Source organism: Flavobacterium soyae (assembly GCF_021245985.1).
Classification (GTDB): domain Bacteria; phylum Bacteroidota; class Bacteroidia; order Flavobacteriales; family Flavobacteriaceae; genus Flavobacterium; species Flavobacterium soyae.
This window is the reverse complement of the sequence record NZ_JAJQXA010000011.1, coordinates 36,814-53,878: the sequence shown is the minus strand read 5'-3', so window position 1 is coordinate 53,878 and position 17,065 is coordinate 36,814. Positions and strand designations below refer to the sequence as shown.

Annotated in this window: 13 protein-coding genes; 9 read left to right on the top strand and 4 right to left on the bottom strand. The window is 36.2% G+C overall.

Annotated elements, in window-relative coordinates; translation table 11 throughout:
* Nucleotides 1-27 precede the first annotated feature (27 nt).
* Both LUU93_RS14740 and LUU93_RS14735 read right to left on the bottom strand, forming a co-directional pair.
* On the bottom strand, nt 28-771 hold the full coding sequence (locus LUU93_RS14740) for a LytR/AlgR family response regulator transcription factor (RefSeq protein WP_232681913.1): 744 nt from the start codon (nt 769-771) through the stop codon (nt 28-30).
* Complete coding sequence (locus LUU93_RS14735; RefSeq protein ID WP_232681912.1) at nt 772-1,752, bottom strand: sensor histidine kinase; 981 nt, start codon at nt 1,750-1,752, stop codon at nt 772-774. It lies immediately after the preceding gene.
* A gap of 267 nt (nt 1,753-2,019) precedes the next feature.
* Between LUU93_RS14735 and LUU93_RS14730 the strand changes: the two genes are divergently transcribed.
* From LUU93_RS14730 to LUU93_RS14705, 6 genes are all read left to right on the top strand, one after another.
* Nucleotides 2,020-2,631 (top strand): TetR/AcrR family transcriptional regulator, encoded by a 612-nt coding sequence (locus tag LUU93_RS14730; protein WP_232681911.1) that lies wholly within the window; start codon nt 2,020-2,022, stop codon nt 2,629-2,631.
* Nucleotides 2,632-2,790: 159 nt separating this feature from the next.
* Nucleotides 2,791-4,128 (top strand): TolC family protein, encoded by a 1,338-nt coding sequence (locus LUU93_RS14725; protein ID WP_232681910.1) that lies wholly within the window; start codon nt 2,791-2,793, stop codon nt 4,126-4,128.
* A gap of 51 nt (nt 4,129-4,179) precedes the next feature.
* The gene (locus LUU93_RS14720; protein WP_232681909.1) at nt 4,180-5,235 is read left to right on the top strand and encodes an efflux RND transporter periplasmic adaptor subunit; all 1,056 of its coding nucleotides are present in this window, start codon (nt 4,180-4,182) and stop codon (nt 5,233-5,235) included.
* 57 nt (nt 5,236-5,292) lie between these two features.
* On the top strand, nt 5,293-8,394 hold the full coding sequence (locus LUU93_RS14715) for an efflux RND transporter permease subunit (protein WP_232681908.1): 3,102 nt from the start codon (nt 5,293-5,295) through the stop codon (nt 8,392-8,394).
* Between the two features lie 192 nt (nt 8,395-8,586).
* Entirely contained in the window at nt 8,587-8,964 is a 378-nt protein-coding gene (locus LUU93_RS14710) for a hypothetical protein (protein ID WP_232681907.1), read from the top strand.
* A gap of 334 nt (nt 8,965-9,298) precedes the next feature.
* Nucleotides 9,299-9,892 (top strand): TetR family transcriptional regulator, encoded by a 594-nt coding sequence (locus LUU93_RS14705; protein WP_232681906.1) that lies wholly within the window; start codon nt 9,299-9,301, stop codon nt 9,890-9,892.
* 489 nt (nt 9,893-10,381) lie between these two features.
* Here LUU93_RS14705 and LUU93_RS14700 read toward each other — a convergent pair whose 3' ends face one another.
* Nucleotides 10,382-10,786: a helix-turn-helix domain-containing protein gene (locus LUU93_RS14700; RefSeq protein WP_232681905.1), complete on the bottom strand. Its 405-nt coding sequence runs from the start codon at nt 10,784-10,786 to the stop codon at nt 10,382-10,384.
* A 241-nt stretch (nt 10,787-11,027) separates the two neighbouring features.
* A complete protein-coding gene (gene mnmE / locus LUU93_RS14695; RefSeq protein WP_232681903.1) occupies nt 11,028-12,428 on the bottom strand; it encodes a tRNA uridine-5-carboxymethylaminomethyl(34) synthesis GTPase MnmE in 1,401 nt (466 codons plus the stop codon).
* Between the two features lie 184 nt (nt 12,429-12,612).
* Between mnmE and LUU93_RS14690 the strand changes: the two genes are divergently transcribed.
* The 3 genes from LUU93_RS14690 to LUU93_RS14680 all read left to right on the top strand — a co-directional run bounded on the left by LUU93_RS14690 (nt 12,613) and on the right by LUU93_RS14680 (nt 16,917).
* Nucleotides 12,613-13,446, top strand: coding sequence for a universal stress protein (locus tag LUU93_RS14690; protein ID WP_232681902.1), 834 nt, complete (start codon nt 12,613-12,615; stop codon nt 13,444-13,446).
* A 70-nt stretch (nt 13,447-13,516) separates the two neighbouring features.
* Entirely contained in the window at nt 13,517-15,289 is a 1,773-nt protein-coding gene (locus LUU93_RS14685; protein WP_232681901.1) for a MutS-related protein, read from the top strand.
* Between the two features lie 617 nt (nt 15,290-15,906).
* Nucleotides 15,907-16,917 carry a LacI family DNA-binding transcriptional regulator gene (locus LUU93_RS14680; protein WP_232681900.1) on the top strand — a complete coding sequence of 337 codons (1,011 nt, stop codon included), beginning with the start codon at nt 15,907-15,909 and terminating at the stop codon, nt 16,915-16,917.
* The last annotated feature ends 148 nt before the right edge of the window (nt 16,918-17,065 follow it).

Below are 17,065 nucleotides of genomic sequence, written 5' to 3'. Positions count from 1 at the left end.
TAAAGTGGACAAAAAAAGTAAAATGCATCAATTTTGGGAAAGCCACTCCAGAAAGTCTGTAACTTTTTCTTTTCCTACGAGTATTTTTTCGGGAAAATCAATGTTTAAAGTCAGTATTATTTTGCGGTGAAAATACTGTGAAGCTGAATTGACAGCTTTGCGGTTAATCAGAAACTGGCGGTTGGCCCTATAGAAAAAAGGAAAAAATTTCTGCTCCAGGATATCCAGCTTTGGCCCCAGAACCCAGGTTTTTTTATCAAAAGTATAGGCAATAACGACATTGTCCTGAATGTAGAACAAGGCAATGTTATTTCCTGATATCGGAATGATTCTTTCTCCCTGATAAACAATAACAGAAGGCATTGACTGTGTTTTGAAGGTGCTGATTATTTTAGCAAAGTCAAGGGATGCTTTAGGCTGTAATAATTTAAATTTCTGCAGAGCTTTTGCAACGGCCTCATTAGAGAACGGTTTTATAATATAATCGATACCCATCGAATCAAAAGCTTCAAGTGTGTATTGATTAAATGCCGTACAGAATATAACGGGAACCTTATTGTCGACTTCTTTGAATATATCAAAACTTAATCCGTCTCCGAGTTTGATATCGGAAAAGATCAGGTCAATATCGGGCGATTTGGACAGGTATTCAATACCTTCTTCCACCGATGGTATTACGGCTTTAATAACGGCTTCTGGCATAATAGATAAGATTGTTCTTGAGAGATCTTCTGCCAGGGGTTTCTCATCTTCAATTATTATAATTTTCATCTATGGTATGGTTGGAATTATGACTGTGAAATTATCCTCAGTCTGATTTATTATTATTCCTTTATCGGTTATAAGAAGGTACCGGTTATTGAGGTTTGAGAGTCCGGTATGGTTTTGTTCGACATGTTTTGCCGGGATTTTAATATTGCTTACCATTAAATTACCCTGGAGATATGTAATTGAAAAATGCAGAGGCCTTTTCTTTGTAAAATGATTGTGCTTGAAAATGTTCTCAACGAGTGTCTGTAAAGCAAATATGGGAATTTTGTGATGGAAAACTGCCGGCGGTATATCAATGCTGCAGGAGAAGGCATCCTCAAAGCGTACTTCCTGCAGGGCAATATAATCCCTCACAAATTCAAGCTCTTTTTCCAGAATTACTACATCTTCTTTTTGGGAATGAATAGAATACTGCAGAAAATGGGACAGCCGTATGGTATATTCAACTGCTTTTTTCTCATTTGTAGAGATGAGCGACTTTAAAACCCCAAGGGCATTGAACAAAAAATGGGGCTGGAGCTGCTGTGTTAAAACCAGTTTCTGCGCCTCACTGTTTTGAAGTCTTAGTTCCTGAACTTCTTTTTCGGCAGCGTTTCTTTTAAAATCAGCCACTATAGTCAGGCATAAGATCATAATAACGGCATTAGGGAGCAGCGAGATGAAAATACTGTAGGCGAGATGCTGATTTTCTATAGAGTATCGGGAAAGATCCTCAAAAGGCAGCATAGCCTGGGAAATCAATCTTGTTAAAAAAATGACAGTATGGGCAATTAAGAATTTCCATACCAGATGCAGATGAGGAAGGTTTAATGCTAAATAGATATGGGCTGCCCACAGTATAAGGGTGGCAACGGTAATAATAGCAAAAAAAAGAAGGGAGAAGCTTAAACTGAGATTATCTACAAAATATGCCGGGCTTGCCGCATATAAAGCAATTATCGGAGATATAAGGAAAGCATTGAGCCAGAGTTTCTTTTTCATAGATTTGATTATCAAATGTGACAAAATTATACTTTTCTCTTAAATATTGCTTTTGTTTAAGAGAAGATTAACCATAAAGTATTGTTTTGTATTTATCTGCGGAATTTAATTTTTAATTACCTGTTTATTAGTGTGTTAATTGTTTTGGTTCAAATTAAAAAACTTTTTGAAATCGATATAGATTTAAAATTTTCATAAATTTGAGATATAAGTTTGCAGAATAAAATTAATATTCGACATTTGTGTCGAACAAAAAAGTCGAACACTATGTTATATGATGAATCTGCTTCAGATACCAAGACGCTGATTAAAATTGCGGCAAAAAAGATATTTGTAAAGAGAGGTTTTGCCGGGACAAGGTTAAAGGAAATTGCAGATGAGGCTAAAATCGGGCGTACAGCCCTGCATTACTACTTCCACAGTAAGGAGAACCTTTTTGCTGAGGTTTTAAAAGATTTTTTCTCAGCGATTGGCTCCAGAGTTACCAATTACGGCGATCTGGACAGGCCGGTTATTGACATTATGAAACAGTTTGTAGGGGGATATATTGAAAGTGCGATACACACACCCGAAATAGATTTATTTATGCTTAATGAATTTAATGAAAATCCTGAACTTATGCTCATGGCAAGAGACAGTGATGATAAGGACCTTCCAAGTTATTTGATGAGCGCCATTCAAAAAGCCTGCGCTAATGGAGAGCTTAAAGGAAATCCGGAGCAGATATTTATTTCGTTAATGTCAATGTGTATGTTCCCATTTGCCGGTATGGGAGCGATAAAAACCTTTATGAAGCTCACTGATGAAGCTTATATTAATCTGATGAATGAACGCAGGGAATACCTGCTTAAGTTTGTTGAAACGGCATTTCTGCCGTAATATTTTTTTGCTCTGTATTCGACAAAAAAGTCGAACAAAAAAGTCGAATATTACATTTGACCTGTAAGAAGAGGCAAAAAATTTTTATACATAATTCGACAAAAAAGTCGAACAAAAAAGTCGAACCTAATAAACCCAATAAATAAAGATTAAAATAGTATGAAACACAAGATTTACATCTTCTACTGGACTATCTTATCTACGATAGTGATAAGCGGAAGCCTGCAGGCTCAGGAGACTTATACCCTTGAGCAGTGTACAGCCACAGCACTCAGAGAGAGTCTTCAATTAAAAGCAGATGCCCTGGACCTGGATAAAACAAATGCCTCCATAAAGCAGGCGTACAGTGCACTGCTTCCCAGTATTAATCTCAACGGAAGTTATCAATATTCCCCTAAGGTGCAGACTTCGGTGCTGCCGGGAGAAACATTTGGGGGGCAGGCCGGGACTTACTCCGCTGCCCAGCTGGGTGTAGCCCAGAATACATCGGCTACTGCAGAGCTTTCCCAAACCCTTTTTAATGCTTCTGCAGTGATAGCCTTAAAGGCGGCAAAACTTCTTGTGGCGGGCAATCAGCTTCAGATTAAAAGCAGCCAGGAAGATCTGGTGTATAATGTGGCGGCTACTTATTACAGTATCCAGTCGCTTTTAAAACAGGAAGAATTAACAGGGCTCAGCCTGCAGAACACGGAAGCGCTATTAAAAAGCAGTATGGATCAGCTCGCAGCAGGGCTTGCCACAGAGACAGATGTGGACCGGCTTACTGTAACCCGTGATAATACCAAAGCAGACCTTGCCGGACTTCAAAACAGCAAGGAAAAGTACTATAACCTGCTGAAAGTTTTAATGAATATGCCGCTGGACCAAGTGGTGAGAGTTTATCCATTTAAGGATGAAGAATTGATTTCAGCATCATTGAATGACTTTGATGCGGCGCAGAAAACCAATTACCTGCAGCTGGTGCAGAACAAAAAAGTTTCCGAACTGGAGTATAAAAATATTAAAGCAGGCTACCTGCCTACACTTTCGTTTTTTGCCAATTATGGTGTAAACGGCTATTATAATGATTTCAGCCCTTTTAAGAATATAAACGACAAATTCTATCCAAGCTCTACTTTGGGCGTGAAATTAAAAGTACCTGTTTTTGACGGCTTCAGCATAAAGTACCAGGCGAAACAAAAAGAGATAGAAATCAGCAAATTAGAGGTACAGACTAAGCAGACCCTGCAGCAGAATGAGAAGGATGCGGCTAATGCACTGGCAGATTTAAACAGTAACCTCATTACGTATCAAAACCAAAAAAGAAATCTAGCCCTGGCACAGAAAGTAATGAATGATATCAATGTACAGTATCAAAGCGGGCTTGTAAAAGTAAGTGATGTGATTAATACCACCAGTGACCAGCAGACAGCACAAAACAATTACGTAACGGCGCTTATCAACATTAAGCAGGCTGAACTGGACCTTAAAAAAGCAAAAGGAAAACTCCTGCCTTGATAGGGACAGGCATATAAATTTTAAACTAGAAGCATTAAAATAAATATAAAAATGAACAGATCAACCAAATTAATTATTACAGTAGTGATTGCAGGGGGCATGCTTGCCGCAGTGGTTTTCAAGCTTATTAATAATAAAAAAGAAGTAGTTTCAAAAGTATACCACCCCGATGTGAATACGGCTGTAATTGTTCAGGCCGATACAGTAAAATCCGGCCGTTTTGACCTTACAACCTCTTTTACGGGGTCATTCAGTCCAAACAGGGAAGTGATTGTCGGCTCGGAGATATCAGGAAAAGTGGTTAAAGTAAATGTAGAAGAAGGATCCCATATACAGGCCGGGCAGGTCATCGCCCAGCTGGACAATGATCTTATCCGTGCCCAGCTGCAGTCTGCACAAGCCAGTTATGATAAAGCTTCCAATGTCCTGAGACGTTATCAGCAGGCCGTATCAGGGGTTACACAGCTACAGATAGACAATGCCAAAACAGATGTTTTGACCTCTAAGGCCGAGATCGACCAAATGAAAAAGCAGTTGAACCAGCATACCATAAGGGCGCCCTTCAGCGGTATTATCACTACCCGTAATTTTGACCTGGGGGCTATAGTGTCGCCAAGTATGGAAATGGCTGCTTTAATAGATATCAGCTCTGTAAAACTTGAAATTAATGTTCCTGAGAAGAGCGTTTCCCAATTCAGATCAGGGCAGAGTATTTCAATCAGTACCGATGTGCATCCCGGAATCTCTTTTCAGGGAAAGGTTGACCTGATTGCATCAAAAGCAGATGCTTCGCATAATTTCATGATACGAATCCTTGTCCCTAATGCCAAGTCTTTATTAAGATCGGGTATGTACGGCACTGTTTCACTGCAGAGCACAGTCTCGGACCAGGCCCTTACAATTCCAAGATCAGCCTTAATCGGATCATCTATAAAACCGCAGGTATATGTGATCGAGAACGGGGCGGCAAAAATCCGTAATATTCAGACAGGCGGAGGAAATGAAACCCGTATAGAGGTTACTGCAGGACTCGACAAAGGCATGCAGGTTGTATCGGGCGGGCTGGTGAACCTAACCAACGGGACTAAAGTATCCATTGCAAAATAAGTTTAATTGTACAGGCCGGATGCACCGGTATGTATCAAAAGTTAAAAAAATAACAATATGACATTAACCGAAATATCAATCAAAAGACCGTCGCTGATTATTGTAATCTTTGCGGTTCTTCTTTTAGGCGGGGCCTTCTGCTACACCAAGCTTAGTTATGAGCTTATGCCCGATATGAGCCAGCCTACACTTGTCGTTACGACCCAGTATCCGGGAGCTGCACCGGTGAATGTCGAGCAGACCGTAACCAAGGAAATAGAGGATGTACTGAGCGGGGTTGACGGGATTAAAACAATATCCTCTCAGTCACTGGAAGGAAACTCCATTATCACAGCTGAGTTTAATGTGGGAACAGATATCGACAGCAAGGAACAGGAAGTCCAGAGAAAAATTAATAATATTTTAAGCGACCTTCCTGATGATGTAAAAACGCCGAGTATCTCCAAGGTTACCCCGAGTGATTCTCCTATTATGCAGCTTACCGCTACTTCGAACCTGACCAATGCGGCGTTTTATGATGTTATGAAAAATGAGATCAAACCCCAGCTTCAGCAGATTGGAGGCGTAGGTGAGATTACTTTAATTGGAGGCCAGGAAAGGGAAATTCAGGTAAATGTCATTAAGGACAAACTGGATTATTACGGTCTTTCGATATTATCCATTACACAGGCGATCAATAATGCCAATGTTGAGTTTCCGGCCGGTAAAGTTAAATCTGAAGGCAGTATTGGGCAGATGACAGTGCGCCTTGCGGGAAAATTTACCTCAGTGGAGCAGTTAAAAGAAGTTATTGTTGCACTTCCTGCTGCGGGAAGCCCTGTAAAATTAGGTGATGTAGCTACGGTTTCCGATGTCACCAAAGACCCGAGTTCGGTCTTCCGCTATAATGGGCAGAACGGGATTGGGATTTTAATCAAAAAGCAGGGTGATGCCAATGCTGTGGATATCAGTGAACAGGTAAAGCAGAAGATCGGCACGATAGAGAAAAGATATTCGAAAAGCGGGGTAAAATTCATCATTGCAGATGATTCGGCAGATTATACGCTGGATTCAGCAGATGGTGTGGTGCATGACCTTATAATTGCGGTGTTTTTGGTTGCGGCCATTATGCTGTTATTCCTGCACAGTCTCAGGGATTCGCTTATTGTACTGGTTGCCATTCCGACCTCGTTAATATCCACTTTTATAGCCATGTACCTTTTTGGGTTTACACTAAATCTTATGAGCCTCTTGGCATTGTCACTGGTTATTGGAATTCTGGTTGATGACAGTATTGTAGTGCTGGAGAATATTCACCGGCACCTGCATATGGGCAAAGACAAACGAACTGCGGCGCTTGACGGGCGAAATGAAATCGGTTTTTCAGCCCTGGCCATCACAACAGTAGACGTTGTGGTATTTGGCCCGCTGTGCCTGATACAGAATACGATAGGGGATATACTGCGTCAGTATTCCGTTACCATTGTAGTTGCCACCTTAATGAGTCTGTTTGTATGTTATACACTCACTCCCTGGCTGGCATCACGTTTTGGGAAGATTACTATTTTAAACAATGACAATTTTTTCCATAAACCTCTGGTATGGTTTGAAAAAATAATTGATGCTCTGACCCATTGGTATGTCGGCGCCCTTAAATGGACACTGCAGCACAAGTTAATTATGAGCGGTTTTATACTGGGGCTTTTTCTAAGTATCACTGCAGTTCTAAAGCTGGGTGTTATCGGAAATGAATTTGTTACCCAGAGTGATAAAGGGCAGTTCAGGCTTGCTTTGGAGTTTGATAAAAACCTGACGGTAAAACAGAATAACCTGCGCAGTCTTGAGATTGAAAACTACCTGCGCAGACAGGCTGATGTAACCACAGTTTTTAGTAACGTTGCCGGAAGCAGCACGTCTTCTGTTGTAGCGGGAGTAGGGTCAGATTACAAAACTGAGCTCACAGTAACGGTGATTGATAAAACCCAGCGCACCAGCAGCACCGAGCAGCTGATGCTCAAAAAAAGCCAGGAGATAGCGCAGCATTTTCCGGGAGTGAAGGTCAGCCCGAGTATGGTGAGCATGATTAACGGGGGAGACCCGATCCAGATTGTATTAAACGGAGAAGACAAGGAAAAATTAATGGAAGCTGCCAATGAGCTTAAATCACGTATAGCGGTAATGCCCGGGGCCATAAGCGCGAGTCTGAGCGTGGAGGCTGGGAACCCGGAGGTTGAGGTAAAAATTGACCGTGACAAGATGGGGCAGCTTGGCCTTACCATCAACAGCGTGGGGGCTACATTGCAGAATGCCTATGCAGGGGACGACGAGGCAAAATATCGTGTGGGAAACAATGAATATGACATCAGGGTAAAATTTGATGATTTCAATAAACATGATGTGGAGGATGTCAGAAACATTTCCTTTATTAATGATTCAGGAAAACTTATAACCTTGTCACAGTTTGCTGAAATCTCCCAAACCAGCGGCCCAAGTGTATTGGAGCGTAAAGACAGGCGTTCTTCTGTTACGGTAAAAAGTAATATCCTTGGGATCACATCGGGAGAACTGGTAGACCGTATCAATAAGTCGCTGCTGGAGAAACCTCTGCCGGAGGGTATCGATATACGATGGACAGGGGATGCCGAGCGTCAGGCAGATTCTTTCAGCTCACTTGCTGCTGCCATTGTAGCGGCTTTACTGCTGATGTATCTGGTAATGGTGGCGCTTTACAACAATTTTGTATATCCTTTTGTAGTGTTTTTTGCCATACCTGTGGCTTTCCTTGGGGTATTCCTTATTCTGGCACTGACGAAATCTTCTATGAGTATTTTTACCATACTGGGTATGATTATGCTTTTGGGGTTAGTGGCCAAGAATGCGATTTTGATTGTCGATTTTGCCAATCACCGCAAAGAACATGGTGATACTACCTGGACAGCTCTGGTAGAAGCCGGCAGAACCAGACTCCGTCCTATACTAATGACTACCCTTGCTATGATTATCGGGATGCTCCCAATTGCGACAAGCACCGCTGCGGGAAGCGAATGGAAAAATGGACTGGCATGGGTAATTATAGGCGGACTTACAACAAGTCTGTGTCTCACTGTTTTTATTGTTCCTATGGTTTACTATTGTGTGGACCGGGTTCGTGAGAAATGGGCAGGAAGATTTTCTTCCTAAAACAAAAATGTACCGGCGCAGCATCAAATTTACTGTTTTGTGATAATTAAGTAGCGCTAATGACTGCACACTGAGTCTGGATTTGAAAGTACGCACCGGTATGTTTTATTTCGGAGGGATGAAAATCCTTCCGAATTTTTACTTCTATGATGTTTTAAATTAATATGAATTTTAATTAATAATCAGTAAATAATGGAAGAGCTTTCTGCAGACAACAATTATCAAGAGCTGTACCGGATAAAAAAGGAACCCAAAAAGATGCTGCATACTTATATGCGCAACCAGAATAAATCGTATATCAATTCCTTCAATATGATTGACCGCAAGGCAGCTATTATGATTAGGATGAATACAACGGTCATTTCAGCTGTTATGTTTTTTTTCAAGCATATTGTGATTATTCCATATGGAAAATTCATTGGGATTTCCCTGGCTATAACCTCAATTATTTCCCTTGCATTTGCCATGGAAGCTTCCCGTCCTATGGTCTTTGATTATATCTTAGGATTTAAAAAGAAAATGAAAAACCAGTATCAGAGACTGGAAGAAGATGTTTTGCCATTGGAATGACACCGGAAGTGTCTTTAGAACAGCACGAGCAGGCCTATGATAAGCTGGTCAGGAGCCAGGAACTTCAAATAGGGGCACAAGTAAGGACTATGTACCTTTTTGAAAAAAAAATAAAAAAATCATTCATTACAATGGAGCTTTCTTATACACTTTTCATTTTTGGATTTTTCATTGCAGTGACGGTATTTGTAATAGGGAATTTATAGAAACCGGATTTATTTTTTAAGACCCAAAAAGACCCTGCAGGATTTACTTCGAGGGGTTTTACAGCTGCACTAAAACGTATAAACATTATAATCCATAATAACCCCAAATCAGCAAATAGAGGACTATTATGAAAAAAAAGATAATCAGCAAGGCCTGTGAGCTGTTCCTAAAACTTGGGTTCAATAGTGTTACCATGGATGATTTAGCCAGCGAATTGTGTATATCCAAAAAAACACTATATAAATTTTTTATCAATAAAGAAGTGCTTGTGCAGGAAGCCACTTATATTTTGGAAAAACAGTTTTATGACAAAATCAATCAGGTTATGAGCCTTAATTATAATTCTGTAGAAGAACATTTTGAAATACACAGATTGTTTAAAGGACTCGTCAAGACTGTAGGAGCCCTGCCCTTGTATCAGCTAAAGAAGAAATATCCTGATATATACAAGTATGTTATATCGAGCGAGCATAAGATGTTTAATTTATTTATGCGAAGGAACCTTGCACGTGGTATTGAGCAGGGATATTATCGATCCGATGTTGAAACAGAGGAGTATATCGGCTTTTATTACACAATAAGATTTCATATTAATGAGAATGTGACAGATACAGTACAAGTGGACAGGCTTGAACTTTCGGCCCTTGTTTACCACATTCAGGCAATTACTACCGAAAAAGGCAGATATGAACTTAACAGGCAGTTATCAATTAATGTGTAATACATTTCTAGGAACAAAAACGCAGCCAGTTCACATTGTCTGACTTTCTGGGACACCTAATATGAGGATTCTCAAATAAAACAGCCAGATGTTAGCGTGTGCTACTAGTTTGAAAAACATAATGTGCTTTTTATAAGATGTTTACTTTTTCATATTTCATGATTCAGTTAAGGTTATCACTAATGAAAATTATGATATTAAATACGCAGATTATCAAGTCAGCTATAGAGGTCAATGTATCATTGAAAGTAGTTTTTGTTTCAGTGTTTCATCATAATCTGCTGAAGTTTTTTAAGAGACTGCCTTGCTCTCCGGTTTCTTTTCTGTCGGAAATATCATTTTTGATTAGTATTGATAATTTTAAAACTGGCAGCTATATGGGATTGTGTCAGATAGAGTATCAATATTATTTTTCCCAAAGTAAAAGTAGACACTCTAGATATATTTTTTAATTATTTAAGAAATGGTCTAACAGTCTTTAATTTCGAATTATTTTCTTTTTTCTACAGGACGGATAACTATTTCAAATCCAATTTGGGTTTTTTCAAATAAAGCATCAATATCTGAGCGTCTAATTAAAGTTTTTCTTTTTGAAAAATTATAAGAATTAATTTTTTTAGCGTTAATCAATCTATAAACCGTTCTGATTGAAAATCCTAATAATAAAGAAAGTTGCTTTACTGTTAAAAATTCCTTGAATTTAAGTTCTGTTAGAGGTTGGTTTTTGATCTGAATAGTTTGAAGATTTGAGTTCGCAATTTTCTCTTCTTTTATTCTCTTTTTATATGCTTTGCTTGAACATCTCAAGGAGCAATATTTCGTTGTGGTTGTCTTAGCTATGAAGCTAGAACTACAAAAACTACAGATTCTTTCTATTTGAATATTTGAGCTCATTTTCCAAATTTTTGAATGGAAATATAAGAAGTTAAAAACTGGTTTTAAATATTTTATTAAGTTGATCTAAGAGTAATTAAGTGCCATAAATTGCCGAATAAAATAATTAACAAATATTTTTGTTTTTGAGGTACAATTTAGATACAAAAAACATGTTAATTGTGATTTTTTAACAATTATTTGTAGGTTTTAAAGTATTATTTTATCTTAAATTTAACTATTTTTAACATAATTTAACATTTTATTTGCCGATACAGAAATTAGCAAAAATATTCCCCAACAGCTCGTCGTTAGAAACCTGACCTGTAATAAGTCCAAATTGATATAAAGCCTCACGAATATCAAGAGCAATTAAGTCACTGGAAAGATTGATTTCAAGACCAAATTTTACTTTTTGTATTTCATCTAAAGCTTTTAGTAAAGAATCATAATGTCTTGTATTTGTGATAATAGTTTCGTTGTTGCGTAAAGCCCCGGTATTTACAAAAGACAGTAGTTTATTCTTTAATTCATCAACGCCAATGTTTTCTTTTGCACTTAAAAATATTTGTTTCAAGTTTAAAGTTTCAAGTTCACGCTGAACATTTTGAAGTTGGTTTTGATTAAGCTGATCAATTTTGTTGCAGACAATTAAAATTTCTTTTCCAGGATATTTGTTTTTAATTCTTTCGATTTCAACTATAAATGAAGAACTTGAAACTTGAAACTTTAAACTATCCATTAAGTATATAACTAGCTGTGCTTGTTCAATTTTTTCGAAAGTTTTTTTGATTCCAATGCTTTCTACAACGTCTTTAGTTTCGCGGATTCCCGCTGTATCAATAAATCTAAAACCAACCCCGCCAATTACTAATTCGTCTTCAATAGTATCACGCGTTGTTCCGGCAATGTCAGAAACAATAGCACGTTCCTCATTTAATAAAGCATTCAATAAAGTCGATTTACCAACATTAGGCTCACCGACAATGGCAACCGGAATTCCGTTTTTAATAACATTTCCAACCGCAAACGAATCTATTAAACGTTTTAAAACAAATTCAATACGGTTTAATAATTCATGAAACTGTGTTCTGTCTGCAAATTCAACATCTTCTTCAGCAAAGTCTAATTCCAGTTCAATTAAAGACGCAAAATTCAAAAGTTCTTCACGTAATTTGGCAATTTCATTACTGAAACCACCTCGCATTTGCTGCATGGCAATTTGGTGAGACGCTTCATTATCAGACGAAATTAAATCGGCAACAGCTTCAGCCTGAGATAAATCAAGTTTCCCGTTTAAGAAAGCTCTTAACGTAAATTCACCCGCATCGGCCATTCTGCAGCCTTTTCTCAATAATAACTGAATAATCTGCTGTTGAATATAAGTAGATCCGTGACAGGAAATTTCAATAGTATTCTCGCCTGTATACGAATTAGGGGCTTTAAAAACAGAAACTAAGACTTCATCAAGTGTTTTTTCATTATCTACAATATGCCCCAAATGCAAAGTATGGGTTTTTTGCTTCGTTAAATCTTTATTTTTTATGGATTTAAAAACAGAATTTCCTATTGAAATGGCTTCAGCGCCAGAAATACGGATTATAGCAATAGCTCCCGCTCCGGACGGAGTTGCTAATGCCACTATAGAATCTTGATTTATCATGCCGCAAAGGTAAGAAAAAAGCAGAAATTTCTAAAGTCTTAATCATAGGTTAGTTATCCAGATATACAGATTGAAAACGGTAATTTATTAAGAAATGATTAACTGTTAAATTCCTGATAATTATCAGGTTGTTTTGTGTTTAGAATGATTAAATTTGAATAACAAACCTATAATCTGAAATAAAATGAAAAAGATATTATTTCCTACCGATTTTTCTGAAGCCGCAACAAACGCTTTTGTACACGCTTTAGAATTTGCAAAAGTTGTTAAAGCGGAACTTATTTTATTGCATACATTTGAGATTCCGGTTTATGACAGCCAGTTTTTTCCAGAAAATTATGCATCGATATACAGTTCTATAGAATTGGCAAAATTTGAAATGTTTAAGGATGAAATCCCAAAACTTCGGGCTATTGCAGCCGAACGCAACCTCGATGATATTGTAATAAAACACCGACTGATGGATGGTGATTTGATTTATAACCTGAGAAACGCTGTTGAAGAAGACGAAATTGATTTTGTAATAATGGGAACCACAGGTGTTTCTGACTGGACAAAATTCTTTACCGGATCTAATACAAATTCGGTAATTTCAGAAGTAAAAGTTCCGGTTTTATGTGTTCCGATTGATGCTAAATTCAAGAAAATCAAAACAATTGGTTTTACAACAAGATACCGAGAAAAAGATAAAGCCGAACTTAGAAAAGTACTTAAAATTGCAAAAAAAACAAATGCAAAGGTTAAAAGCTTATATGTTAGGTCTTCTAATACTGATGTTTCTGATATGACTATTAAAGAATGGGAAACAGAATTTGCCAATGAAAATGTAGAATTCCTGGTTTTACCAAGTGATGAAGTAAAGGAAACAATTCTTGATTTTATATTATTCAAGGATATTGACATCTTAACGACAATTACCCATAAAAGATCTTTTTTTGAATCTATTTTTGATACAAGCTTTAGTCGAAAAATCACAAAAGAAGTTTCTATTCCTGTTTTGGTAATGCATGAAAATTGAAATTCTACTTTAAATGAATAGCTTTTTTGTAAGTGTAAAACCTATATTTGTATTTCATTAAATTTAAAAAATGGAAGTATATTTAAGTAAGGTCGAACATTATTCAAAAGTTTTTAATCAAACCAGCAAAAAGTACAACAGCATAAGTCTTTTAAGGCTTTTAAGCATATTTTTTTGTCTGTTTATGTTGTTTTACTACATCAAAACTAATGAAACAGGGTATGCCGTAACTGCTTTTTTATTTTTTGCCGGTTTTCTTTTTTTAATGCGGATCCATTCGAAACTATCTTTTAAAAGAGAGTTGACAAAAGCCATTTTAAAAATCAATGAAGATGAAATATCCTATTTAAAAAGGGAAAAACTTCCCTTTGAAAACGGAATTGAATTCAACGATTTTCATCACCCGTATGCGTATGATCTGGATATTTTTGGAGAACATTCCTTATTCCAAAATTTAAATAGAACGGCAGTTTTTATAGGCAAAAAAACATTAGCAGAGAAGTTATTAAGATTATCATCTAATGAAGTTATTCTAGAAAATCAGGCAGCAATAGATGAATTAAAAACTAAAATAGACTGGCGTCAGGATTTTGAAGCTCTTGCTATTGTCAGTACTGACAGTAAAAGTTTTTACGACTCATTAATTCATTGGATTTCATTTAAAAATAATTCTTTATCTAAAGTTTTAATTTCACTTTCTATTATTTTCCCAGCGCTATTTTTTGGTTTTGTAATTGCTTATTTTATCACTTCAAAAGCAATACTGTTATCTTATGCGACTTATATTTTTATTTTCAATTTGATTATTTTGGGAAGATCATTAAAACGAATCCAATCTGAAATTGCAAAGGCTGATAATATTGATAAAACTATTAAGCATTATAGTCTATTAGTGCAAAAAATTGAATCGGAAAAATTTGAATCTAAAAAGTTAATTGAATTACAAAAACAGCTTGTTTCTAAAAATGCTTCGGCGAGTTCTCATTTAAAACAATTATCAGAGCTGTTCTCAAGAATGGACACCATCAGTAATTTTGTGACAGCCATTGTTTTCAACGGATCGTTTTTATTTAATCTGCATGTTTTAAAAGCCCTTTTAAAATGGAAAGAAGATTATGCGCATGAACTAGAGAACTGGATTAACATTATTGGAGAATTTGAAGCCTTAAATAGTTTGGCAAATTTAGCGTTCAACAATGCAGATTTTGTTTTTCCGGAAATCAATTCAGAATATAAAATTGGATTTGAAAATTTAGGACATCCGTTATTAAATCCTGCGACAAGAGTAGGGAATGACACTCATTTTTATCCGGAATCTTTTATGATTTTAACCGGATCTAATATGTCCGGAAAAAGTACTTTTTTAAGAAGCTTAGGAATCAATATGGTTCTTGGTGGAATTGGTTCAGTTGTTTGTGCTTCAAAAGCTAATATTCATCCACTTCCAGTATTGGTTTCAATGCGATTATCAGATTCTTTGGCAGACAGCGAATCGTATTTCTTTGCTGAAATTAAACGTTTGAAACAAATTATGGATGCTTTGGAAGAAGGTCCTGCTTTTGTTTTATTAGATGAAATTTTGAGAGGAACAAATTCTGATGATAAACGTAACGGAACTATTGAAGTCGTGAAAAAAGTAATAGCTAAAAAAGCAATTGGTGCGATTGCAACACACGACATTGAAGTCTGCTTAACTACTAATGATTATCCTGAAACTTTAACGAATCAATGTTTTGAAGTTGAAATTCAAAATAACGAACTGCATTTCGATTATAAACTCCGCAGCGGAATCTGTAAAAACAAAAGTGCGACTTTTTTAATGCAGAAAATGGGAGTTATTTAGAATTTTAGATTTTAGAATGTAGATTTTAATTCCGAACTGAATGTTTTTTTAATGCAAAGCACGCTAAGGGTTTACAATAGAAGGTTTTATAAAAAAACAAAGTTCAAAAAGCTTAGTCAGTACAAAGCTTTGCGAACTTTGCGTATTCTAAATACAATCTATTGTAAACCCTTAGCGTGCTTTGCATTAAAATTGCACATCAGGATTGAAACTTGAAACCTCAAACCTGAAACAAAAAAAATACTTATAAAAATGCCTGACGAATACTAATATTCTTCAGGCATTTTTTTTTTGCAATTTTCGGACAGTTTTTACTTTATTTTTAAAATTCCCTAAAAATTAAATTAAATATTTTTTATCGTTTTTTTTAAAATGACATAAAAGAGCAGCATTTTACCACATCAAAAACTCATCAAATCAGCATAAAAACCATCAAACTGATATTAAAAGTCAAAATGACAATAACTAGATAAAATCCTGTAATTACTGATTATTTCGTTTTATTTTGGCAATAAATTAACGATTTATTAAAAATAAATTTTACTAAAACGTTTTTGTAAGTTTCGTTTGCTATATTTGCGATGTACTAAAATATGCAACAATAAATATAATACCTGATGAAAAAGATTACAATTAGAGATATTGCTAAACAGGCAGAAGTATCTATTTCTACAGTGTCTTTTGTTATCAATGGAAAAGGGGAGAAAATGGCGATAAGTCCGGCTGTAATAAAAAAAGTTCAGGACGTAGCACAAAAACTTCAGTATAAGCCAAGCATGATTGCCAGCAGTTTGCGAACCGGAAAAACGAGGTCAATTGGGCTTATTGTTGAGGATATATCAAACCAGTTTTTTGCAGATTTGGCCAGAGTAATTGAAGATGAAGCAAAAAATATAGATTACAGGGTTTTTTATTGTAGTACCGGCGATGATAATCACCGTTCTGAAGAACTGGTTCAAAGTCTTCTGCAGGCAAATGTTGAAGGTTTTATTATTACACCAACCAGAAATTTAGAGAAAACAATTGGCATGCTTTTAAAAATGCAAAAACCCGTTGTATTGATCGATAGGTATTTTGCTAATCAAAAAGTAAGTCACGTTTTGATGGATAATTATGAAGGTTCTCATTCTGCTGTTAAATATTTGATTGAAAAAGGCCGAAAAAATATAGCCGTTGTAAATAATAAATCTGGAATGATCCAGATGAAATTAAGAGAAAAAGGATATATAGAAGCGTTAAAAGAAGAAGGAATTTATAATGAGAATTATACGCTGCAATTAGATTACCACTCGAGTGAAAAAAATAGAATTGATGCGATTATAAGTTTTTTTAAAGAAAACCCGGGGATTGATGCCGTACTATTTTTGGCCAATTATCTTGGGCTTGCAGGACTTCAGGCTTTTAGGACTTTAAAATATAAAATTCCAGATGATATTTCTGTTATCAGTTTTGATGATCACGACAGTTTCAAACTGCATACGCCTACGATCACAGTGATTGCTCAGCCCATAGAAGATATAGCAGTTAAATCAATACAACTGCTCATGGGACAAATGACAAATTATGATGATTTTAAAATTGAAAAAATCCTTAAAAAAGGAACATTGATTATAAGAGAATCAGTTTGACATAAATAAAAAATGGCAGAAAAAGTTAAAGCTTTTTTTTTAATCATTTTACTAAATCGTTTTAGTGAAAATATTCCTAGACTTTACTGTTTTTTCAGCAGGATTTTTTAAGAATTATTTATATAGTAAAAACCGTAAAATAACTGCG